Origin of the sequence: Actinomadura meyerae (assembly GCF_900188445.1) — a bacterium.
GTDB lineage: Bacteria > Actinomycetota > Actinomycetes > Streptosporangiales > Streptosporangiaceae > Spirillospora > Spirillospora meyerae.
Genome location: NZ_FZOR01000004.1, coordinates 246,803 through 269,571 on the forward strand (window position 1 = coordinate 246,803; position 22,769 = coordinate 269,571).

The window sequence follows — 22,769 nt, forward strand, 5'->3', positions numbered from 1 at the left end:
CTCCTCACAGATGGTCGGCGAGCTGGTGGGTGACCTGGTGGATGACGGCCACGTCCCGCTGGACGCGGGCGAGCATGACGGCGCCCTGCAGGGACGACAGGACCAGCGCGGCCAGCGGCCCGACGCGCTCCTCGGGCACGCCCCAGCCGCGCAGCGCGGCGCGGAGGCCGTCCAGCCACTCCGCGTAGGCGGCGTCGCAGGCGGCGCGGAGGGCCTCGCTCGCGCCCGCCGTCTCCAGGGCCACGGTCGCGATGGGGCAGCCCTTGGCGAAGTCCGACTCCAGGAGGCTCCGGGCGAAGTGCTCGCCGAGGGCAGTGAGCCCGGCCCGCCCGTCCGGCGCGGCGAGCACGGCCCCGGCGAGCGCCTCGGCGACCGTCCGGCCGGCCAGCGCCACCGACTCGGCCGCGAGCTGCTCCTTGCCCTCGGGGAAGTGGAAGTACAGCGAGCCCTTCGGCGCGCCGCTCTCCGCGAGCACCTGGTTCACCCCGGTGCCGTGGTAACCCTGCCGCTGGAACAGGTCCGCGGCCGTCCGCAGGACCCGCTCTCTCGTCTCTCCGCGCGGTGCCATGCCCACAGACTAGACAGACCGGTCTACAAATTCCAAGCCATGATCCATGGCTATCGAAATGTTTCGGCAGGAAAGGCCCATGTCATCGGCACTGATAAGAGCTGAGAATGAAAGATGCCAGCGAAAAGAGTTTTCGATCTATTGACACCTTTCGAGGGCGTTCCCACAATGAGGTTCCCCCGCCCCCTGGAGGAACACGGAATGACTCAGCACGCTCCCCCGCCCGGCGCGTCCGGGCCGAGCCCCTTAGGCGCCCGCCGCCCGCTGCTCCTCGCCGCCGTCCTGACGCTGGCGGCGGCCTTGCTGGTAGGCCTGCCGGCCGCCGCCGGCCTCGCGGCCCAGCGCGCCCGCGCCGCCGCGACGCCCGCCGCGGCCGACTGCAGCGCGGGCTACGTCGGCCTCACCTACGACGACGGGCCCTCCGGATTCACGTCGGCTCTGCTGACCACCCTGCAGCAGAACGGCGTCCGCGCCACCCTGTTCAACATCGGGCAGAACGCCCAGAACAACCCGTCGCTGGTCAGCGCGGAGAAGAACGCCGGCATGTGGATCGCCAACCACAGCTGGACGCATCCCCACCTCACCCAGATGTCCCAGTCGCAGATGCTCTCGGAGCTCCAGCGGACGCAGCAGGTGATCCAGCAGCAGACCGGCACCGCGCCCCGGCTGTTCCGGCCTCCCTACGGGGAGACGAACTCCACGTTGCGGGCGGTCGAGCAGCAGCTCGGCCTGACCGAGGTCATCTGGGACGTCGACTCGCAGGACTGGAACGGCGCGTCCACCGCCCAGATCGTGCAGCGCGCGAGCCAGCTCCAGAACGGCCAGGTCATCCTCATGCACGACGGGTACAGCACGACGATCCAGGCCATTCCGCAGATCGTCGCGAACCTGAAGAGCCGCAACCTGTGCCCCGGCATCATCTCGCCGTCCACCGGCCGGGCCGTCGCGCCCGACGGCGGCGGAGGCACCCCTCCGCCCGGCGAAGGCGGCGGCACCTGCACCGCACAGATCTCTCAGGGGCAGGTGTGGGGCGACCGGTTCAACCTCTCGGTCACCGTCTCCGGGGCGAGCGACTGGATCGCGACCGTGACCGTGCACAGCCCGCAGCGGATCATCGCGACCTGGAACGGCTCGCCGACCTGGGACGCGAGCGGGAACGTCATGACCATGCGGCCGAACGGCAGCGGTGACACCTTCGGCTTCACCGTCCAGCACAACGGCAACTGGACCTGGCCCGACGTCTCCTGCCGGACCGGCTGAACCGGCCCCGCCGCGTGCGCCTTCCCGCGGACCCCGCCCCAGGCCGCGGGAAGGCGCTCCGCCGTCAGCCGCCTTCGGGAGGCGGGGGCGCGGTGCTCTTGCGGACCACGAGGCTGGTGGACAGCTCCAGCCGCGTCGCGACCGCCTCCCCGTTGCGGATGCCGAGGATGATCTGCGCGGCCGACTCGGCCATCTGCCGCAGCGGCTGGTGCACGGTCGTGAGCGCGGGGCTGGCCCAGGGCGCCACCGCGACGTCGTCGTACCCGACCACCGACAGGTCGTCCGGGACGCGCAGCCCGTGCACCCGTGCCGCCTCCAGCACCCCGAGCGCCTGCAGGTCGCTCCCGGCGAAGATCGCGGTCGGCCGGTCGGGGCGGCCGAGCAGCTCCATCGCCCGCTCGAAGCCGCCGTCCACGTGGAAGTCGCCGTAGGACACATACGACGGATCGACGTCCAGGCCGGCCATGCTCATCGCGGAGCGGAAGCCGTCGAGCCGCGCGACGGAGCACAGCATGTCCGCCGGGCCGGTGATGATCGCGATGCGCCGGTGCCCCTGGTCGATGAGGTGCCGGGTCGCCGCGAGGCCGCCGGACCAGTTGGCCGAGCCCACCGACGGGACGTCGGGCTCGGGGTCCCCGGCGGGGTCGATGATGACGAACGGGATCGAGCGGGACCGCAGCCGCTTCTTGTACTCCGGCGGCATGCTGGAGAACAGCAGCACGACGCCGAGCGGGCGGCGGCGCAGCACGCCGCTGATCCACTCGGGGCCGGGGGAGTGCCGGGTGCCGCTCTCGGTCAGCACCAGGCTCGCGCCGTTGGCCTTGGCGACGCTCTCCACCCCCCGGATCAGCTCCATGGTCCAGAGGCTCTCGATCTCGTGGAGGACGATCTCGATGAGCGGCGCGTCCGGGCCCGACCGGGAGCCGCGCCGGTAGCCGTGGTGCTCCAGGAGGCGCTCCACGCGGAGGCGGGTCTTGCGGGCGACGTCCTCGCGGCCGTTCAGCACCTTCGAAACTGTCGAAATGGACACTCCGGCCTGATCCGCCACCTGGGCCAGGGTCACCCGGCCGGGTTCGTCCTCCTGCTGCATTCTGGAAGCATAAGGATCTCGGCGGCGACTCCGAAACCCGGTAGGCGCGCGGAGACGCGGATCACTCCCGCGCGTAGCGCTCGACGGCCGCGAGCAGCAGCTCCTCCGCGAGGTCGTAGACGCGGTCGACGTCCTCGGGAGTGCCGGTGAACCGCCCGCCGGCCTCGGACGCGGCGAGCCCGAGCCCGATGGTGTCCAGCAGCCGCTGCAGCGGCGGGACGATGTCCTCCGGAACCCCGGCGCTCCGCAGGATCGCCTGCACCGCGTGGCGCGCCCGCCGCGCCTCCTCGGTGACGGTCGGCCGCGTGAACAGCAGCAGGAACACCGCCGGGTGGCGCCGGGCGACCTCCCGCACCCCGGCGCCGATCGCGCGCAGCCGGTCCTGCCAGGGCAGCGCGGGGTCGTCGTCGGGCAGTTCCCGGATGAGGCGCTCGACCAGGCCGTCCAGCAGGCCCTGCTTGTCGCCGACGTACCGGTAGAGCGCCATCGGCGTCACGCCGAGCCGGTCGGCGACGCCGCGCATGCTCACCGCGTCGAGGCCGCGCTCCTCGGCGAGGTCGAGGGTCGCGTCCAGCACCTCCTCGCGGGTGAGCCCGCGGGTTCCGCGACCGCGCTGCGCCGGGGTCTTCATGGACGCCAGTCTAGTGGTTAATATACGGCGTATATCTACACCGTATATTTCCGGGAGGCCGGAGCCATGCCCCCTCGCCGCCGTCCCGCCTGGACCCTCGCGGTCGCCTCGGCCGCCGGGTACCTGCTCGTCCTCGACCTCGTCGGGGTGAACATCGCGCTCCCCGACATGCGGCGCGGCCTCGGCGCGGGCCTGGCGGAGGTGCAGTGGGCCGTCGACGCCTACGCGCTCGCCCTCGCCGGGCTGCTGCTCACCGCGGGCGCGCTCGCCGACCGGCTGGGCCGCCGCCGCATGCTGCTCGGCGGGCTCGCCGCCTTCACGGGCGCGTCCCTGGCCTGCGGCCTCGCGCCGTCGGCGCCCGTGCTGGACGTGTTCCGCGCCGTCCAGGGGTGCGGCGCGGCCGTCCTCTACGGGACGGCGTCGCCGCTGCTCGCGGCGGCGTACCCGGCGGGACGGTCCCGCAACCGGGCGCTCGGGGTGTACGCCGCCGCGTCCGGCGCCGCCATCGCCACCGGCCCGCTGGTCGGCGGCGCGCTCACCGGGCTGCTCGGCTGGCGGGCGATCTTCTTCCTCAACGTGCCGGTCGGCCTCGCCGCGCTCGCCGTCGCCGCCGCGGCCGTGCCGGAGTCGCGGGACCCGCGGCCGCGCCCGCTCGACCCGGCCGCCGCCCTGCTCCTGACGGCGGGGCTCGCGGGGCCGCTGTGGGCGCTCATCGAGATCCCCCGGCTGGGGTGGGCGGCGCCGGGCGTCCTGCTCCCGGCGCTGGCGGGCGCCTCCGCGATCGCCTGGCTGGTGCGCCGCCGCGTCCCCGAACCCATGCTCGACCTGTCGCTGCTGCGGGGCCGACTGTACGCGGCGAACGCGTCCGCCGCGCTGTTCTCGCACGCCGCCGGCGCCGGGTCGCTGGCGTACTTCTCCCTCTACGTGCAGGGGCCGATGGGCACCCCGCCTGCGCAGGCCGGCCTCTGGTTCCTCACCTACAGCGCCCCGGCGCTGGCGGCGCCGCTGCTCCTCGCGCGGGTCGCGCACCGCGCGCCGCCCGCCGCGCTCGTGGCGGCCGGGCCGCTGCTGACCGTGCTGTCCACGCTGCTGCTCGCCGCGACGTACCGGACGGGCTCCTGGCCCGCGATGGTGCCGGGGTTCGCCCTCGGCGGGCTCGCGGCGATCGGCAACCTCGTGTCCAGCCAGGTCGCCCTGGAGGCGGCCCCGGCCGAGCGCGCGGGCGTCGCCGCCGGGATCACCAACACCGCCAAGCAGCTGGGCATCGCGGTGGGCGTCGCCGTCCTCGGCGTCCCCTACGGCCTCACCGGAGTCGGCGGGATGCTCCTCACCGCCGCGGCCCTGGCCCTGGCCGGTGCGCTACCCGCGCTCTGCCTCTGCGGCGGGCGCTACTCGAGCTTCAGGCGGTCGAGGCGCAGTCCGGTGAAGGCGCCGGCGGTCACCCCGCGCACCCGCTCCGACCAGACCAGGTGATCGTGCGCGGACCACAGCGGCATCGCGGGCATGTCCCGCAGCATCGCGCTCTCGGCGAGGCGCGCGGGGATCACCCCGTCGCCGGGCGTCGCGGCCTTCTCGGCGTCGGCGACCAGACCGGTCGCGTACGCGTCGTCGAACCCGGTCCCGGCTTCGAGCAGCGGGGTGAGCGCCGCGACGGGCGCGGGGTAGGCGGCCGTGGTGTGAACGACGAACGGCCCGTCCACCACGCGGTCGGCCAGTGCCTTCCGCAGTCCGGTGACCGGTCGGGGCCGCGCATCGAGCTTCAGTTCCCCGCGGAGCTGCTCGGCGACCGCCTTCACCCACGCGTCGTCGCCCCGGCCCGCCTCGTACCAGAGGTTCAACGGCCCGGTCAGCCCGCCCGCGTCGGACAGCGCGGCCACGGCCGCCTTCGAGTCGTGCACGCACAGCCGGCACTGCCCCTCGCGGTGGCCGAAGCGGATGCCCGGCGCCACGAGCGAGTCGGCGGGGGAGTACTGGTGGCCGAGCGCCCCCTCGGTCACCGCGGACCGGTCGATCGCCATCGACAGCGCCGACCGGACGGTCGGGGACGCCAGCCGATCCACCCATGCCGGGAACGCCAGATACGTCACGTCCCGGCCGGGGACGGCGCGGTGCCGGTCCCCGAAGTCGGCCTCCATCGACTCGTGCCGACCGGGCGGAACCCGCGTCGCGACGTCCAGCTCGCCCTTGGCCGCGGCGCTGTACTGCGCCTTCGCGTCCGGCATCACCTTGACGGCCACCGAGCGGCCCTTGCCCGACCTCGGGCGCAGGACGATCTCCCGGGCGCTCCGCGACGCCACCTCGAACGGGCCGTTCCCGACCGGTCTCCGCGCGTAGGACGACCAGTCCCGCGAGGTGAGGACGCCGTCCGGGAGCGGGAAGAACGCCGGGTCGCCGAGCAGGGCGGGGAACCCGCCCAGCGGGCGGTCGAGCGTCACCTCGAAGGTCAGGTCGTCCTTCACCTTGAGCCCGGCCATGCCCGGCGCGCCCTGCCGGGCGCCCTTGACGCGGGCGACGCCGGTGAACAGGTGCGCTCCCGCCCAGCCCTCGCGCACGGTGGCCGTCCAGGCGCCGGTGAACGAGGTGGAGGTGACGGGGGAGCCGTCCTGGAACGTCGCGCCGGGCCGCAACCGGACCGTCCACACCCGCCGGTCCGGGCTGGTGACCGACGCGGCGGCGGCGTTCACGGTCGCGCCGGTCGCCGGGTCGTGGGAGACCAGGCCGGTCCACACCGCGTTGGCGATCACGCGCCCGGCCTGGTCGCGGACGTCGCCGGGCAGCAGCGCCGCCGGGGCGGCCGCGCCCACCGTGATCCGCGGATCGGCGGGCTCGCTCCAGGCCCGCAGGGCCGCGACGGGCGCCAGCAGCACCACCACCGCCCCGGTGACCAGGGCCGCGGTGCGCGTGGAACTCTTCATGCCTCTCCTGGGAGCCGGAGGCGGCCGACGCCGCGAGCGTAGAGCAGCCGGTCAGGTCCCACCAGTCCTTACGGTGCTGAGTCCATTTCGTGACCGCCGCCCTGTTGATCAAGTATGCGGCCGGGGTCACACTGGCGCTTGCGATGATCCTCTTCCGTGGAGGCGCGATGCTCCCCCGCACATCCATCCCCGCCGGACGCCTGATCCAGGGCGGCGTGGCGGTCGCGGCGTCCGTGGCGCTGCTGGCCGGCAGCGCCTGGGCGTGCCCGCCCGAACCGGAGAACCAGACGAAACAGGCCGCGGACCAGGCCGCCGGGACCGAGGGCACCGGCGGGCACGCCGGGCACGCCCACCGGGCGGACGCCGCGGCGACCGCGAAGTCCGAGGCGGTCAAGGGCGTGCGGCGCGTCGGCGGCGTGACCGACGCCAAGGGCGCCATCTCCCTGATGTTCCTGGACTACGGCCACGGCCGGCACAAGCGCACGATCATGTACGTGACCGGCGACTTCGGGCTGAAGGCCTACGACATCACCGCCGACCCCAAGGTCCCCAGACTGGTCGGGCAGCTGAACATGCCCGGCATGTGGGAGACCGAGGACACCGACGTCGACCCCAAGCGCAAGATCATCTACCTGTCCCGGGACCCGCGCGCCTTCGGCGGCAGCACCGCGACGGGCGAGTCGGGCATCTACGTCGTGGACGCGTCCAAGCCGGAGAGCCTGCGCCAGATCACCTACGTGAAGGTCCCGGCCGGACACACCACGACCTGCGTGAACGACTGCAAGTACCTGTGGACGGGCGGACCCGCCAAGGCCGACTGGATGCCCGCCGACTGGGGCGGCCGGCCGGTCTGGGTGACCGACGTCCGGAACCCGGCCAAGCCGAAGGTCCACAGGGACCCGATCGACACCGGCCGCAACGACGGCAAGACCGACTACACCCACGACATCCAGGTCGACTCCGACGGGGTCGCGTGGGCGTCCGGGCGCGGCGGCGTGCGCGGCTACTACACGACCGGCCGCCACTACGACCCGGTCGCGAAGAAGTGGCGGAAGGCCACCGCCGTCGACCCCGTCCCGTACGCGGGCGGCGGCCTCGACGAGGCGACGACCAACTCCACCTTCATGCACAACAGCTACCGGGCGGTCGGCGGGACGCGGAACCAGGCCGCGGACCCGCGCAGGTGGGGCGACGGCAAGCTGCTGTACGTCACCGAGGAGACGTTCAACGACGGCTGCGCCAACGACGGCCTGCTCGTCATCGCGTCGCTGGAGGGCTCCTACGGCGGTGAGGGCTGGCGGTCCACGCCGGAGAACAAGTTCCGCCTGCACACGGTCGGGACGTGGGGCGTCGCCGGCAAGGAGGGCAGCGACCCGAACAGCACCGACTGCTCCGCGCACTACTTCGACGTCCGCGACGGCGTGATCGTCCAGTCGTTCTACTCGCAGGGCACGCGGTTCCTGGACGTCCGCGACCCGACGAACCCGCGGCAGCTCGCCTACTACCGGCCGGCGGACGCCGCGTCTTGGCAGCCCTACTGGCACGGCAAGTACGTCTACGTCGCCGACAACACGCGCGGCGTCGACGTCCTGGAGCCGACCTTCCGCTGACACCGGCGGCACAGAGAGGCCCGCCCCGTCCGAGGGGCGGGCCTCTCCGTTTCAGCGCGGCCGTTTCAGCGCGGCCGTTTCAGCGCGGCCGTTTCAGCGCCGGTCACCGTTCGAGCGACGGTCGTCCGGACGGTGGTCGTCGGAGCGCCGGTCGCCGTTCGAGCGCCGGTCGCCGGGGTGGCGGGCGGTGCGCTCGGCGGCCTGGACGGCCGACCCGGCGGCCCGGCGCAGCTGGTGCCCGGCCTGCTGGACGACCTGGACCGGGCGCTCCGGCAGGTGCCGGGCCGCGCCGCGGTGCCGCCGCCAGTGCTCGCGGGCGCGGGCCCGGTGCTCGACCCGCAGGTTCTCGATGAGCCGGTCGACGTCCATGGACACCTCCCCGTACAGCGGCCACAGGTCCCCGGCCGCGGCCCGGCCGTGCAGCTCCCGGCGGAGCCGGGCGCGGCGCTCGCGGGCCACGTCCACCCGCACCTCCAGATCCTGCTCGGCGTGGAACGGGCGGGCGTCCCGGGCGAGGTCGGAGCGGGCGAGGCGGCCGTAGGCGGCGATGCTCGCGGCGATCCCGGCGAGGGCGTCACCGAGCTCGCGGCGCAGCTTCGGGTCGGTCATCAGCCGGCCGCGCTCGCCGAACCGCTCGTCGTCGGCGAGCGACCGGGTCAGGCCGCGCAGCGAGAGCATGCAGTGCTCCATGGTCTCCATCGCGTTGCGCAGCGCGACGCCGGCGTCCACGATCCGGCGCGCGCGGGGGTTGAGCCGGACGCTCTCCTCGGCGGCGACGAGGTCCCGGTCGGTCTGGCCGATCTCGCGGGCGAGCCGCTCGGCTTCCTCCTGCCAGCGCGCGGCCTCGCCCGGGGTGCGCTCGCCGCGCAGCCCTTCGGCGATCTCCTCGATGAGCGTCCGCAGCTTCTCGGCGATGTCCTGGACGGCCTCCTCCGCGGGCCGGACCCGCACCGAGGGGAACAGCAGCGTCGCGGCCAGGCCGGTGGCGGCGCCGATCAGCGTCTCCAGTACCCGCTCGGCCGCGCCGGCCTCGCTGGCCGCCCCCAGCGCGAAGATCAGCATCGCGGAGATCGGCACCTCCAGGACGTGCTCGCCCAGCCGCAGGACGTGCCCGATGACCAGCGCGGCGAGGATGGTGAGGCCGAGCGTCCACCAGGAGAACCCGACGGTGACCGAGGCCATCACCGCGACGAGCACCCCGGAGGTGACCGCGGCGACCCGCAGGATGCTCGCCCTGATCGTCCCGACGACGGAGAACTGCACGACGAGCAGCGCGGTCAGCGGGGACAGCAGCGGCTGCGGCCCGCCTCGCGGCAGCAGGGCCGTCGCCAGCACGAACGCCAGCACGGCCGTGAGCGTCAGCCGGGCGATCTTGTAGACGGTGGACTGCACCTCCGTGGTCACGCGGAGCGGCGGGCGGCGGCCGCGGCGGCCGCCGCCGGACGCGCGGCCGCCCGCGCGGGAGCGGCGGCGCAGGAACGGAAGCGACATGCGTGGAGTCCTTCCCGCGCCCCGGCAATATTGCGGCAAAGCCGCGGAATGCGGGTCAGATCACGTCCGCCGGCGGGCGCGGAACGCGGCGACGTTCGTCCGGTTCGCGCACGCCTCCGAGCAGAACCGGCGCCGCCCGGCCCGGGAGGTGTCGGCGTACACCCGGTCGCAGCCCCCGGCGGCGCAGACCCCGGTGCGGCCGAGCCCGTGCTCGACGATCAGCTCGGCGAGGTTCATCAGCGTGGTCGCCCGGAACCGGTGGGGGAGCCGGGACGAGGGCGGCGCGTAGTGCATGTGCAGGCCGTGCGGCTCGTGGTCGGACAGGTGCGGATGCATCGGGACCTCCAGCATCAGCCGGTTGAGCAGCGCCATCGCGTCCTCCAGCCGCTCGGCCTCGAAGAACGGCCGCAGGATGCGGCCCCAGGCGCGGAAGTCCTCGGCGTCGGCGTCCTCGAACTCCTGCCAGAAGAACTCGTTCTCGCGCAGGATGCGGCGCAGCGCGTCCGCCGAGGCGTCCCCGCCGGCACTGGTCACGGCGTTGACCAGCGCGGCGGCCGCCGATACCCCGTGGCTCTTGTAGCCCGTGATGCGCATTACCCCTGCCTCCGGTCCACCCCGACACCTGTAAATGATATCTTGAATACAACCCTTACAGACGTCCCTGGGGATGCGCCGTGGAATGCCCGCGCTGTGGCTGGCCCGAGTCCGATGTGTACGAGGTGCTGTCGCGGCACCTGACCTCCGAGGGCGTGGTGACCTACACCCGCTGCGCGTGCGGCAGGCTCCAGATGCGCGTGCAGCGCTTCGAGGCGGGCGCCGTCGTGGCCGCCGGGCGGCGCGACGCCGCCGCACCCGACCGCCCCTGACCCGACCGCCGCCGACCCGACCCGACGCGCCGATCGCACCGCGGCCCCCTCAGTGGCGCCAGCGGGTGGCGGCCGCGATCTCCTCCGGGGTCGCGCCGTCCAGCAGCTCGATCTCCCCGCGCCGCACGGTCGCGACCGTGTCGACGACCGCCTCGCCGAGCGCGTCCCGCAGCGCGGCGTCCGCCTCGAACGCGGCGACCGCCGCGGCGAGCGAGGCCGGCAGCGGCACGATGCCCCGGGCCGCGCGCTCGCTCTCCGGCAGGCCCGCCGGGTCGGTCCCGACCGGTTCCGGCAGCCGCCGGTCGGCGCCGAGGCCGTCCCGGCCCGCCGCGAGCAGCGCCGCCATCAGCAGGTACGGGTTCGCGGCGGCGTCCACGCACTTGACCTCCAGGTTCGCCGCGGCCGCCCGCTCGCCGTCGGCGCCGGTGACGAACCGCAGCGCCGCCTCCCGGTTCTCCAGCCCCCAGCACGCGAACGCGCCCGCCCAGTGCGACGGGATCAGCCGCAGGTAGCTCGCCACCGTCGGCGCGCCGATCGCGAGCAGCGCCGGGAGCCGGTGCAGGATCCCCGCCGCGAACGACTCCCCGGCGCCCGTCATCCCGTACGGGCCGGAGCCGCCCGCCATCGCGTTCGCGGGCTCGCCGGCCCCGTCCCGCCGCCACAGGCTGAGGTGGACGTGGCAGCCGCTGCCGACCGAGTCGGCGTCGACCTTCGGGGAGAACGACGCGGCCAGGCCGTGCTCCACCGTGACGGCCCGGATCGTCTCCCGGACGAGCACGGCGGTGTCGGCCGCGCCGAGCGGGTCCTCCGGCATCACCGACACCTCGTACTGCCCGCCCGCGTACTCGGGGTGGAGCTGCACGACGGAGACGCCGGTCTCCTTCAGCGCGTGCAGGACGTCCCGCAGGTACCCGGCCAGCTCGGTGACCCGCGCCATGCCGTAGGCGGGGCCCGCCGAGGCGGGGACGAAGGCGTGCCCCCCGCCCTTCGACACGGCCCATTCGATCTCGAACGCCGCCCTGACCGACCAGCCCCGCGCGGCGAGCCGGTCGGTCTCGCGGCGCAGCAGGGCCCGCGCGTCCAGCGGGTGCGGGGTGCCGTCCTGGGCGTACCGGAGCGCGGGGGCGTGCGCCCAGCCGGGCAGCGCCGCCATCGGCACGAGCCGCTCCAGGACGGGGTGCAGCCGCAGGTCGCCGGCGGGCCCGCCGATGTACCGGCCGGAGACGATCGAGTCGTCCAGCAGGAACACGTCGAAGACCGGCGACATCCCGACGCCCCACGCGGCGGCCTGCTCCAGCCGGTCCACCGGGACGGTCTTGGCGCGGGTGATGCCGGCGACGTCCACCCAGGTCAGCGCGACCGCCGCGATGCCCTGCCCGGACAGGCGGCGGGCGGCCTCGGCGGCCCGCCCGCCGAGCCGCGCCCGTTCCCGCCCGTCGAGCGCGTAGGCGCCTGGGCGCGGTTCGCCGGACGCGGTCTCGGAGGTCTGTTCCACGGTGCTGGCTCCCGGTCGGAGTGGCGGCGGAGGAGGCGGGCACGGCCAGTAACGGCCCGTAAGGGCATCGTAGGGAGAACGACGGCCTGTTTCAGGGAGGCGTGCGCGTGCTGGAGTACCTGGAGTCGCTGCCGCTGGTGGACCACCACTGCCACGGCGTCCTCGGCCGCGACCTCGACCGGACGGAGTTCGAGGAGTCGCTCACCGAGGCGGAGACGTCCGGCCCGCCCGGCGTGAGCATGTTCGACACGCAGGTGGGGTTCGCGCTGCGGCGCTGGTGCCCGCCCGTCCTGGACCTGGACCCGCACGCCGAGCCGGGCGAGTACCTCGCCCGCCGGGCCGAGCTGGGCGCCGCCGAGGTCAACCGGCGGTTCCTCGCCGCGGCCGGCCTGGACGCGCTGTACGTCGACACCGGCTACAGCCCGGAGGCGATCCTCGACCCGCCGGAGCTCGGCCGGCTCGCCGGGGCGCCCGCGCACGAGATCGTCCGGCTGGAGGCCATCGCGGAGGGGGTCGCGGCGGACGGGGTGGAGGCCGCGCGCTTCGCCGACGAGGTGCGGGCCCGGCTCGACGACCGCATCGACGCCGGCGGCGCCGCCGGCGCGAAGTCGATCGCCGCCTACCGGGCCGGGCTGGAGCTGGCGGGGGAGCGGCCGCCGGACGCGGAGGCGGCGCGGGCGGCCGGGCGGCTGATGCGCGCGGCGGAGGAGTCCGGGACGGCGCCGCGCGTGTGCGACGAGGTCCTGCACCGGTTCCTCGTCTGGTGCGCGGTCGACGCCGGGCTGCCCGTCCAGTTCCATGTCGGGTACGGGGACGCGGACGCCGACCTGCGCCGCGGCGACCCGCTGCTGCTGACCGGGCTGCTGCGCGCCATGGACCCCGTCCCCGCGATGCTGCTGCACAACTACCCGTTCCACCGGCACGCCGGGTACCTCGCCCAGGTGCTCCCGAACGTGTACGTCGACGCGGGGCTCGCGACCAACGGCCTCGGGCACCGCTCGCCGGCGCTGATCGCCGAGCTGCTGGAGCTGGCGCCGTTCGGGAAGGTGCTGTACTCCTCGGACGCCTACGGGCTCGCCGAGCTGTACCACCTGGGCGCGCTGCTGTTCCGGCGCGGCCTCGCCGGGTTCCTCGCGGGCGGGGTGGAGGACGGCGCGTGGACGGCCGCGGACGCCGAGCGCGTCGCGGGGCTCGTCGCGTCGGGCAACGCCCGCCGCGTCTATGGTCGGTGAGGAACGCGATCTTCTGGGAGGAACCGGTATGGCCGCACGTGACCGCCTGCTCGTGATCGGGGGCGACGCCGCCGGGATGAGCGCCGCGTCCCAGGCCCGCCGGCGGCGCGGCCCGGACGAGCTGGAGATCGTCGCCGTCGAGCGGGGGCACCACGCGTCCTACTCGGCGTGCGGGATCCCGTACTTCGTCGGCGGCGTGGTCGGCGACCTGGACGCGCTCATCGCCCGCACCCCGGCGGAGTTCGCCGACCGCGGCATCGACCTGCGGATCCGCACCGAGGCGGTCGAGATCGACCTGGACGGCGGCCGGGTCAGGCTCCGCGAGGCCGACCGCGGCGGCGAGCGCTGGGAGCACTACGACGACCTGGTCATCGCCACGGGGGCCGCGCCCATCCGGCCGCCGCTGCCGGGCGTGGACGCGGAGGGCGTGCACGGCGTCCAGATCCTCGACGACGGGGTGGCGATCGTCCGCGCCCTCGAAGAGCGCGAGGCCCGCCGCGCCGTCGTGGTCGGCGGCGGCTACGTCGGCCTGGAGATGGCCGAGGCGATGGTGATGCGCGGCCTGGAGGTGTCCCTGGTGGACGCCTCGGAGCAGCCGATGCGGACGCTCGACCCGGACATGGGGGCGACCGTCGCGGACGCGATGCGCGGCCTCGGCGTGCGGCTGTACCTGGGCGAGCCGGTCGAGGGCTTCGACACCGGCCCGGACGGGCACGTCACCGCCGTGCGGACCGGGAGCCGCACGCTCCCGGCGGACCTGGTCGTCCTCGGCCTCGGCGTGCGGCCGGAGACGCGGCTCGCGCGGGCGGCGGGGATCGAGACCGGCCCGACCGGCGGCATCGTCACCGACCGGCGGATGCGGACCCGGACCGAGCGGGTGTGGGCGGCGGGCGACTGCGTCGAGAGCCGCCACCTGGTGTCCGGCGGCCCGGCCGCGATCCCGCTCGGCACGCACGCCAACAAGCAGGGGCGGGTGGCCGGCATCAACCTCGGCGGCGGCTACGCCACCTTCCCCGGGGTCCTCGGCACCGCCGTGTCCAAGATCTGCGACTGGGAGGTGGCGCGGACCGGGCTGAACGAGCGGGAGGCGGCCGCCGCCGGGTTCGCGGCGGTGACCGCGGCCGTCGACTCGACCACCCGCGCCGGCTACCACCCGGGCGCCACCGAGATGAAGACGAAGCTGATCGCCGAGCGCCGCTCCGGACGGCTGCTCGGCGCGCAGATCGTCGGCCGGGAGAACGCCGCCAAGCGCATCGACGGCCTCGCCATCGCGCTGTGGAACCGGATGACGGTCGAGGAGATGACCGGGCTCGACCTCGGCTACGCGCCGCCGTTCGCGCCCGTCTGGGACCCGGTGCTGGTCGCCGCCCGCAAGGCCGCCGAGGCCGTGGAGGCCGACATGCGCGCCGGTTCTTGATCGATTCACCGGCCCCTTTGTCGGTGATCTCCCTTACCGTGTGGCGGCATGGACATGACGGGGCCGGAAACGACGGCCGCTGACGACACCGTGGGGAACGATCGCGCGGGGGAGGGCGAGAGCGCGTGGGAGGTGCCGGCCGCGTGGCGGGCACTGATCCATCCGCGCCGCGACCGGTCCGCGCGCCCGGCGGTCCGGACCGACGCCGACGCGCCGCACCGGATGCGGGCACTGCTGGACGGCGTGCGCGGCCGCGTCGAGGAGGTGCTGGCCCTGCCCGGCACGACGCCCGCGCCGGCCGAGCACGCCCGCGCCTACCTCGGCGGCGCGCCCGACCCGCTCGGCGCGGCGGTGGTCGCCGACGTCGCCGTCGCCGTGGGCGGGCTGGCCCAGATCGGCGGCGAGCCTCCGTTCCTCGACGCGTGGGCCGCCGAGCACGGCCTGCCGTTCGCGGCCTGCGCCTACGCGGAGGAGCCGACGATCAGGGTCGACTACCTCCAGGCCGGACGGCAGCGGACGTGGAAGGGCGTCCGAGAGTGGGATCCCATCGACGCCATCGGGGGCTGGTGGACGAACGAGAAGGAGGCCCGTCACCTGCGCGCGCTGCTCGCCACCGCCGCCGACGACGTCTACGCCGAGGCGGTCGAGCGGCTGGCGTCCCACCGGCGGACGCCCCCGCAGCGGCTCGTCGCCTCCTACCTGGCGCCGACCCGGCGGGACTGGGTGGACGAGCTGTGCGCCGACCCCGAGATCGAGGCCATGCCCCCCGAGGCCGAGCCGCGCTGGATGCTGTTCTGCTCACTCGGCGACCCGGGCCAGGTCGACGCCGGCCGCTTCCCTCTCGGCTACCGCGACCGTGCGCAGAGCGTCCTCGCGACCCTCGTCGAGGGCGTCGGGCCCGCGGGTGCGGCGCCGCTGATCGCCGGGGCGCTCGACGGGCGGTACCTCTCGGCCGATGCCAAGCGGACCATCCTGCGGGTCCTCGCCGCGCTGCCCGCCGATGGGGCGTTCCAGGCGCTCATCGACCGGATCGGCGACCGCCTCGTCCCGCCCGTCCTGCAGACCGCCGCCCAGTCCTTCCCCGCGCGCGCGTTGCGGCTGCTGGCCGCGTCGGCCGCCGAGCCGGGGGTCGAGCCGGTCCTGCGGCGGCTCGTCCTCACCCATCCCGAGCTGCTGGAGGAGATGCTGCCGGGGTTGCCGGAGGAGTCCCGAGCGGTGATCGAGCAACTCCGCGGCACCGGCTCCCGCGTCCCGGAGGCTCCGCCGGAGGCGCTGCCTCCGCTGCTCACCGCCCCGCCGTGGACCCGGCCCCGGTCGAAGTCCAAGCCCGCCGTCGTCAAGGACGTGCCCGCGCCCGGCATCCGCTCGATCGCCTGGGAGCCGGGGGAGCGCGATGCCTGGCGGTCCGGCGGGCGGCGGACCGACCGGAGGTACTGGGAGGCCGAGGCCGAGAAGTTCCGCACGCAGCAACTGGCGCCCTATCAGCAGATCGCGCTCTTCGTGGAGGCGCCCGAGGAACTGGTGCGCCCGCTGCTCGCCGGCTGGAAGCCGCAGGTGTCGTGGGGGATGGAGAGGGTCGGCCCCGCCATCGCGGCCCGGTTCGAGCTCGACGCGCTCGGGGTCGTCACCGAGCTGGCGCGGCTGGATCCCACGAACTGCGGCCGGGTCCTGCTGCCCTACCTGAGCGACGAGGTCGCGCTGCTCATGGCCGACTGGCTGGCCCGTCTCAAGCAGGCGGGGAAGACGGCGCGCGCCTGGTTCGGCCGGCACGGTCTCGCCGCCGTCCCGGCCCTGCTGCCGGACGCGCTCGGCAAGGCCGGCGCGGCCCGCCGCGCCGCCGAGAACGCGCTGCGCCTCATCGCCGAGCGGCACGGGGCCGAGGCCGTCGCGGCGGCGGCCCGCGCCCACGACGAGCGGGCCGCCGCGCCGGTCGAGGCGCTGCTGTCCGCCGACCAGCTCGACGTCCTGCCCGCGAAGATCCCGGCCACCGCGGGCTGGGCCGACGCGCGCCTGCTCCCGCAGCTCCTGCTCCGCGACCGCGCGCACGCCCTCCCGGCCGCCGCCGCGCAGCACGTGGTCACGATCCTCGCGATGTCCAAGCCCGGCGAGGAGTACGCGGGGACGGGCGTCGTCCGCGAGCTGTGCGACCCCGGCTCGCTCGCCCGGTTCGGCTGGGCGCTGTTCCGCGCGTGGGAGGAGCAGGGCGCGCCGTCCAAGGAGGGGTGGGCGCTGACGCAGCTCGGCCTGACCGGCGACGACGGCACGGTCCGCGACCTGACCCCGCTGATCCGGGCCTGGCCCGGCGCCGGCGGCCACGCCAAGGCCGTCACCGGCCTCGACGTGCTCGCCGCCATCGGCACCGACGTCGCTCTCATGCACCTGCACGGCATCGCGCAGCGCGTGAAGTTCAAGGGGCTGAAGGGCAGGGCGCAGGAGAAGATCGAGGAGGTCGCCGCCGGGCTCGGCCTGACGTCCGAGCAGCTCGCCGACCGCCTCGTCCCCGACTTCGGGCTGGACGCCGACGGCGGCATGGTGCTCGACTACGGGCCGCGCCGCTTCAGGGTCGGTTTCGACGAGCAGCTCAAGCCGTTCGTGATGGACGAGGACGGCAAGCGCCGCAAGGCCCTCCCCAAACCGGGCGCCAAGGACGATCCCGAGCTCGCGCCCGCCGCCTACAAGGCGTTCGCCGGCCTCAAGAAGGACGTGCGGACCGCCGCCGCCGACCAGATCCGCCGCCTGGAGGCGTGCATGGTGGCGCGCCGCCGCTGGCCGGCGGGCGAGTTCACCGAGCTGCTGGCCGGGCATCCGCTCGTCCGGCACATCGTCCGGCGCCTGGTCTGGCTCGCCATCGATGGTGAGACCGACGGTGAGAGCGACGGCGAGCCCGGCGGCGGCAAGGTGACCGCGTTCCGCGTCGCCGAGGACGGCACGTTCGCCGACGTGGACGACGACGTCCTCACCATCCCCGACTCGGCGGCCGTCGGCATCGCGCATCCCATCGACCTCGGTTCCGCCGTCGGCGACTGGGCGGGCGTCTTCGCCGACTACGAGATCCTGCAGCCGTTCCCGCAGCTCGGCCGGCCCGTCCACCGCCTGACCGGCGAGCAGCGCGCGTCCGGCCGGCTGGCCGAGCTCGAGGGGCGGACGGTTCCGTTCGGCAAGCTCCTCGGGCTCACGTCGCGCGGCTGGCGGCGCGGCGAGCCGATGGACGCCGGGGTCGAGTGCTGGATCTCCCGGAGCCTGCCCGGCGGCCGGTACCTCGTGATCTCCCTCGACCCCGGCATCCCGGTGGGGATCCCCAGCGACTTCTCCGACCAGACGCTGGAGAAGGTCGGCCTGGCCTCGCGTCCCGACCAGTTCTGGATGGGCCGCGGGGAGCCGACCGGGACGTTCGCCGACCTCGACCCGGTGACCGCGTCGGAGATCCTCGCCGACCTCGCGACCCTGACCTGAGGGCGACCCCGACCTGAGGAAGGCCCCGACCTGAGGAAGACCACGAGTTGAGAGAGAGCAGCATGGAAGTGCCGAAGGCGCTGCTGGAACCGCCGTGGGCGCGCAAGCCCGCCGCGCCCCGGTCCGGCGGCGAGCCGGTCCTCGTACCGGGCCTCGAAGCGCCGGGCGGCCGCGAGCTCCGCTGGGCTCCGGGTGAGCGCGAGGAATGGGCCGCGGGACGGGTCTACGAATCCTGGCCGGACGACGGATGGGACGAGGCCGCCGCGGAGTTCCGGGACGGCCGGATGAGCTACGAGCCCACCCGCGCCGGGTTTCTCGCGCGGGCGCCCGAGCACCTCGCCCGTCCGCTGCTGGCCGGGTGGCAGCCGAAGGTGACGTGGGACTTCGCCCACTCGCTGCGGCCGATCGTCGCCCGCTTCGAGACCGATGCCTGGGACGTGGCGTTCCGGCTCGCCAAGCAGAACCCGCACGGGACGGGCCCGGTGCTGATGCCGTTCCTGTCCGCCGACGTCGCCCGGCTGGTGGCGGACTGGCTGTACCGGCTCAAGTCGGCGCAGCGCCTCGCCGCGGCCTGGTTCGACCGGCACGGCCTCGCGGCCGTCCCGTACCTGGTGCCGGACGCGCTCGGCAAGCGCGTCGGCCCCCGCCGCAACGCGGTCAAGGCGCTGCTGACCATCGAGGGCGACGTCGCCGGGGCCGCCCGCGTCCACGGGGACGAGGCCGCCGCCGCGGTCGCCGCCCTGCTCGCCGAAGCTCCGGCCTCGGCCGCGCCCGCCCAGCCCCCGTACAAGCCGCCGCCCCTCCCCGCGTGGCTGGACGTGGGCGCGCTGCCCCCGCCGAAGCTGAAGGGCGGCGGGGAACTGCCGCCCGAGGCGATCCGGACGCTGCTGCTCGCGCTGACGGTGCCGGACGGCCGCGGCATCGACGTCGCCTCGATCGTGGACGCCGCCGCCGGCGCGTGCGAGCCGGAGTCGCTCACCGCGCTGTCGTGGGCGCTGTTCGAGGCGTGGGAGGCGGCGCGCCTCCCCGGCCGCAGCGGGTTCGTGCTGTCCATGCTCGGACGGTTCGGCGACGACGAGACCGCGCGCCGCCTCACCCCGCACATCAAGAGCTGGCCCGGCATGCCCGGCGGGCACGGCCGCGCCGTGCACGGGCTCGGCGTCCTCGTCCAGATCGGCGGCGACACCGCCCTCGCGCAGCTCGACGGCATCGCGCGGAAGGCGAAGTACAAGGGGCTGAAGGCCGAGGCGGCCCGCAGGCTGGCGTTCGCGGCGAAGCGCCGCGGCCTCACCACCGAGCAGCTCGCCGACCGCCTCGTCCCGGACTTCGGCCTGGACTCCGCCGGCGCGCTCGTCCTCGACTACGGTCCGCGCCGGTTCACCGTCGGCTTCGACGAGCAGCTCAAGCCGACCGTCGCGGACGAGAGCGGCAAGGCCCGCACGTCGCTCCCCAAGCCGGGCGCGAAGGACGACCCCGAGCTGGCGCCCGCCGCCCACCGGCGGTTCGCGGAGCTGAAGAAGGAACTGCGCGCCGTGGCGTCCGTGCAGGTCGCCCGGCTGGAGTCGGCCATGGTCACGGGCCGGGAGTGGACCGCCGCCGAGTTCGCCGACTTCGTCGTCGGCCATCCGCTGATGAGACATCTCGCGCGGCGCCTGGTCTGGCTGAGCGGCGACCGGTCCTTCCGCGTCGCCGAGGACCTGACGTTCGCCGGCGTGGACGACGAAGCGGTGAAGCCCCCCGAGGCGGCGGTACGGGTCGCCCACCCGCTGCACCTCGGCGCAACCGTGGACGCGTGGGTCGAGGTGTTCGCCGACTACGAGATCCTGCAGCCGTTCCCGCAGCTCGGGCGGCCCGTCCACACCCTCGCCGGGGGCGAGGGCGCGAACGGCAGGCTGGCCCGCTTCGAGGGCCTGACCGTCCCGACAGGGAGGCTCCTCGGCCTCACCCGGTCGGGCTGGAGGCGGGGCGCGCCGCAGGACAACGGGATCGAGCGCTGGATGTCCTGGACGCTCGCCCCGGGCGCGACCGTCGTGCTCGACCTGAACCCCGGGATCGCCGTCGGGTACACCGACCTGCATCCCGAGCAGACGATCGAGCACGTCTGGATCGGCACGTCGGCGGGCGACTACGCGCCGTCCCTCGTCGTCGAGAACGGCTTCGCGGACCTCGACCCGGTCCTCGTCTCCGAACTCCTCGCCGACCTGACGTCCCTGAGCCCCTAGACCCCGATCGTCCGGACCCGACCGGCTAGACGAAGCGGCTGCTCGGCACCGGGCCGGGGGAGTGCACCGCGTCCCTCGGCCCGGTCCGCCAGTGATCGCGCACGCGGCTCACCATCCCCGCGAGCACCTCGTCGGGGTCCGGCGGCGCGCCCTCGTCCTCGGCCGCCTCGGGCGCCGCCCGGACGATCTCGGCGGCCAGCTCCTCCACGGGGCGGTCGTCCGGCGGCACGGTCTCCGTCCCGCCCTCGGGCGCCATCCGCAGCCGCTCGCCCCACGGCGACTTCACGACCTGGTGCAGGAACCCGGTCACGTCGGCGCTCGCCACCGGCGGGTCGGTCCAGCAGGACGCGTGCTCGAACAGCACCTGGCCCTCGGCCCGCTCCCACAGGCCCCGGGCACGGGCCTCGTCCAGCTCGGTCTCGTTCAGGTCGTAGGCGACGACGAGCACATCGGGGCGGCCGGGCGCGAACGGCTCGGCGGTCAGCCCGAACAGCCGCGCCGCCGCCAGCCCGAGGATCGTGCTCGACCGGTCGGGGAGCAGCCCGACCGACGCCGGCCGCAGCCCGGCGGCGTCCAGGACGAGGCGCAGCCGGTCGAGGCTCCGCCGGCACATCCCGAAATCATCGGACATGTAGGCGAACCGCCCTGTCATGCCGTCCTCGAACCCGTACGGCGAGATCGTGGCGAGGAAGCCCCCGGTGAGCGCGAAGTGCCAGCCGCGCAGGTCCCGCGCGTCCAGCGGGGAGACGGCCCGCACCGCCCCGGCCCGCGCGATCATCCGGGCGAGCCGGTCGCGGGCGGGCAGCCACCGCTCGTCCTCGGGTGCCGGGAGCTCCGCCGCCTCCCGTTCCGCCCGCTCGGCGTCCCCGGAGAACAGCGCGTTGTAGGCGAGCAGGTACCGCGCGGGCCACGGATCGAGCGCGCCGGCCCGCGGTTCGAGGACGGCGACCGCCTCGGCGTGCCGGTTCTCCCGCTCCAGCGCGGAGACGAACTCCATGACGAGCACGGGCTCGTCCGGCATCAGTTCCACTGCCCGCCGCAGCGCGGGGATGGCGAGGAACGGGATGCCGCGCTCGATGCACGCGTAGCCGAAGTCGTAGAGCTGCTGCGGTCCCTGCTCGCGGGCCATCGCCTTCGCCGCGTCCCGCATGTCGTCGAATCCGGACAGCTCGGCCGCGCCCTCCATGAGCCGCGCGATCTCGCGCAGTTCCATGCCGTCGGCGTTGAACCGCAGATGCCGGATCAGCCCGGCGATGTCGCCGCTTTCCAGAAGTGCCCGCGCGTCGCTCATGGCGGGACACGCTACAGCGGCGGGCCCCGCTCGTTCACACCGTTTTCTCCAGGGCTTGCAGAACGTCCGCCACGAGATCCCCGGTGTTCTCGACGCCGACCGAGAAACGGATGAAACCTGGCTCCACGGCGTCGCCGCCCCAGCGGCCCCGCCGTTCCGCGGAACTGTGCACGCTGCCGAAACTCGTGGCCTGCATGACGAGCCGCAACGCGCCGAGGAACCGCTCGGCCTCGGCCTCGCCCGGCAGCGTGAACGACACCACGCAGCCGAACCGGCGCATCTGCCGGGCCCCTATCTCGTGCGACGGGTCGTCCGGCAGCCCCGGATACCTGAGCCCGGAGACCCGTCCCCGCAGCGCCTCGGCCAGCGCCATCGCGTTGGCGGCCTGCCGCTCCAGCCGCAGTTCCAGCGTGGCGAGCGACCGATGCGCCAACCATGCCTCCATCGGACCGGGAACGGCGCCCACCGTCTTACGCCAGAACCGCACCTCGTCGGCCAGCCGCGGATCCCGGGTCGCGACGTGCCCGAGAAGCAGGTCCCCGTGCCCGCTCAACGCCTTGGTATCGCTCGCGACGGAGAAATCGGCGCCCAGATCCAGGGGCCGCTGCCCCAGGGGAGTGGCAAGGGTGTTGTCCACCGCCACCAGGGCGCCCGCGGCATGCGCGGCCTCGGCGATCCGCGCGATATCGCACACGTCAAGGCGCGGATTGGACGGCGTTTCCAGCCACACCAGGCGCGCCCCGTCCACGAGGGCGAGCTGCGCGTCCCCGCCGGTGGGCGCCATTCGCACTTCCGCCCCGTAGGACTCCAGCCGCTCTTTCAGCTGCCGCGTCGCCATGTAGCAGTCGTCGGGCAGGACGACCACATCGCCCGCCCGCACCTGCGACAGGACGACGGCCGCGACGGCCGCCATTCCCGACGAGAACGAAACGACCTCGGCGCCGCCTTCGAGTTCGCCGATCGCCCGTTCCAGCAGCGTCCACGTCGGATTGGAATCGCGCCCGTAGGCGTAGGGCCCGCTCGGCTCGCCGGCCAGATGGTAATGCGCCGCGAAGACCGGCCCCGGCAGCCCCGGCGCGAAATTCTCCGCCTCCGGCCGCCCGGCCCCCACCGCCAGCGTCCCGTCCCCGATCGTCACTCGCCCCTCCCGGAAGATCTCTGTCGCGCCCGCCCCGCGGATCACGCTACGCCGTGCCACCCGCACGCCCCGGCGGCGGCCCCACGCCGG

17 protein-coding genes are annotated in these 22,769 nt (G+C 74.8%); 8 read left to right on the top strand and 9 right to left on the bottom strand.

The genetic code is table 11. The features are described from left to right. Positions 1-4: 4 nt before the first annotated feature. Positions 5-568 carry a TetR/AcrR family transcriptional regulator gene (locus CHF16_RS06865; protein ID WP_089325104.1) on the bottom strand — a complete coding sequence of 188 codons (564 nt, stop codon included), beginning with the start codon at positions 566-568 and terminating at the stop codon, positions 5-7. A 201-nt stretch (positions 569-769) separates the two neighbouring features. On the opposite strand from CHF16_RS06865, the gene CHF16_RS06870 reads away from it, so the two are divergent. Beyond that, positions 770-1,828 (top strand): polysaccharide deacetylase family protein, encoded by a 1,059-nt coding sequence (locus CHF16_RS06870; RefSeq protein WP_089325053.1) that lies wholly within the window; start codon positions 770-772, stop codon positions 1,826-1,828. Positions 1,829-1,892: 64 nt separating this feature from the next. Here CHF16_RS06870 and CHF16_RS06875 read toward each other — a convergent pair whose 3' ends face one another. Both CHF16_RS06875 and CHF16_RS06880 read right to left on the bottom strand, forming a co-directional pair. Next, entirely contained in the window at positions 1,893-2,918 is a 1,026-nt protein-coding gene (locus CHF16_RS06875; RefSeq protein WP_089325054.1) for a LacI family DNA-binding transcriptional regulator, read from the bottom strand. Between the two features lie 61 nt (positions 2,919-2,979). After that, positions 2,980-3,549, bottom strand: coding sequence for a TetR/AcrR family transcriptional regulator (locus CHF16_RS06880; RefSeq protein WP_089325055.1), 570 nt, complete (start codon positions 3,547-3,549; stop codon positions 2,980-2,982). A gap of 66 nt (positions 3,550-3,615) precedes the next feature. On the opposite strand from CHF16_RS06880, the gene CHF16_RS06885 reads away from it, so the two are divergent. Further along, positions 3,616-5,022, top strand: coding sequence for an MFS transporter (locus tag CHF16_RS06885; RefSeq protein ID WP_089325056.1), 1,407 nt, complete (start codon positions 3,616-3,618; stop codon positions 5,020-5,022). Here the strand turns inward: CHF16_RS06885 and CHF16_RS06890 are convergent. Continuing rightward, positions 4,938-6,464, bottom strand: a complete 1,527-nt coding sequence (locus tag CHF16_RS06890) for a peptide ABC transporter substrate-binding protein (protein WP_089325057.1) — start codon at positions 6,462-6,464, stop codon at positions 4,938-4,940. The genes CHF16_RS06885 and CHF16_RS06890 overlap by 85 nt on opposite strands. A 167-nt stretch (positions 6,465-6,631) precedes the next feature. On the opposite strand from CHF16_RS06890, the gene CHF16_RS06895 reads away from it, so the two are divergent. Next, positions 6,632-8,074 (top strand): LVIVD repeat-containing protein, encoded by a 1,443-nt coding sequence (locus CHF16_RS06895; protein ID WP_143227898.1) that lies wholly within the window; start codon positions 6,632-6,634, stop codon positions 8,072-8,074. A 93-nt stretch (positions 8,075-8,167) separates the two neighbouring features. Here CHF16_RS06895 and CHF16_RS06900 read toward each other — a convergent pair whose 3' ends face one another. After that, entirely contained in the window at positions 8,168-9,565 is a 1,398-nt protein-coding gene (locus CHF16_RS06900; protein WP_089325059.1) for an FUSC family protein, read from the bottom strand. A gap of 60 nt (positions 9,566-9,625) precedes the next feature. Then, a complete protein-coding gene (locus tag CHF16_RS06905) occupies positions 9,626-10,159 on the bottom strand; it encodes a CGNR zinc finger domain-containing protein (protein ID WP_089325060.1) in 534 nt (177 codons plus the stop codon). 125 nt (positions 10,160-10,284) lie between these two features. Here CHF16_RS06905 and CHF16_RS06910 point away from each other — a divergent pair, with 125 nt between their 5' ends. Continuing rightward, entirely contained in the window at positions 10,285-10,431 is a 147-nt protein-coding gene (locus tag CHF16_RS06910) for a hypothetical protein (protein ID WP_179271417.1), read from the top strand. A gap of 49 nt (positions 10,432-10,480) precedes the next feature. Here CHF16_RS06910 and CHF16_RS06915 read toward each other — a convergent pair whose 3' ends face one another. Beyond that, on the bottom strand, positions 10,481-11,926 hold the full coding sequence (locus CHF16_RS06915; protein WP_218826552.1) for a type I glutamate--ammonia ligase: 1,446 nt from the start codon (positions 11,924-11,926) through the stop codon (positions 10,481-10,483). A gap of 101 nt (positions 11,927-12,027) precedes the next feature. Between CHF16_RS06915 and CHF16_RS06920 the strand changes: the two genes are divergently transcribed. The 4 genes from CHF16_RS06920 to CHF16_RS06935 all read left to right on the top strand — a co-directional run bounded on the left by CHF16_RS06920 (position 12,028) and on the right by CHF16_RS06935 (position 20,250). After that, positions 12,028-13,158, top strand: a complete 1,131-nt coding sequence (locus CHF16_RS06920) for an amidohydrolase family protein (RefSeq protein ID WP_089325062.1) — start codon at positions 12,028-12,030, stop codon at positions 13,156-13,158. A gap of 28 nt (positions 13,159-13,186) precedes the next feature. Beyond that, positions 13,187-14,575 carry an FAD-dependent oxidoreductase gene (locus tag CHF16_RS06925; protein ID WP_089325063.1) on the top strand — a complete coding sequence of 463 codons (1,389 nt, stop codon included), beginning with the start codon at positions 13,187-13,189 and terminating at the stop codon, positions 14,573-14,575. A 48-nt stretch (positions 14,576-14,623) separates the two neighbouring features. Next, complete coding sequence (locus CHF16_RS06930; protein ID WP_089325064.1) at positions 14,624-18,028, top strand: DUF4132 domain-containing protein; 3,405 nt, start codon at positions 14,624-14,626, stop codon at positions 18,026-18,028. Between the two features lie 62 nt (positions 18,029-18,090). Then, positions 18,091-20,250: a DUF4132 domain-containing protein gene (locus tag CHF16_RS06935; RefSeq protein WP_089325065.1), complete on the top strand. Its 2,160-nt coding sequence runs from the start codon at positions 18,091-18,093 to the stop codon at positions 20,248-20,250. A 25-nt stretch (positions 20,251-20,275) separates the two neighbouring features. Here the strand turns inward: CHF16_RS06935 and CHF16_RS06940 are convergent, their stop codons facing one another. Both CHF16_RS06940 and CHF16_RS06945 read right to left on the bottom strand, forming a co-directional pair. Further along, positions 20,276-21,541: a tetratricopeptide repeat protein gene (locus tag CHF16_RS06940; protein ID WP_089325066.1), complete on the bottom strand. Its 1,266-nt coding sequence runs from the start codon at positions 21,539-21,541 to the stop codon at positions 20,276-20,278. 34 nt (positions 21,542-21,575) lie between these two features. Further along, positions 21,576-22,679: a cystathionine gamma-lyase gene (locus CHF16_RS06945; RefSeq protein WP_089325106.1), complete on the bottom strand. Its 1,104-nt coding sequence runs from the start codon at positions 22,677-22,679 to the stop codon at positions 21,576-21,578. Positions 22,680-22,769 lie beyond the last annotated feature (90 nt).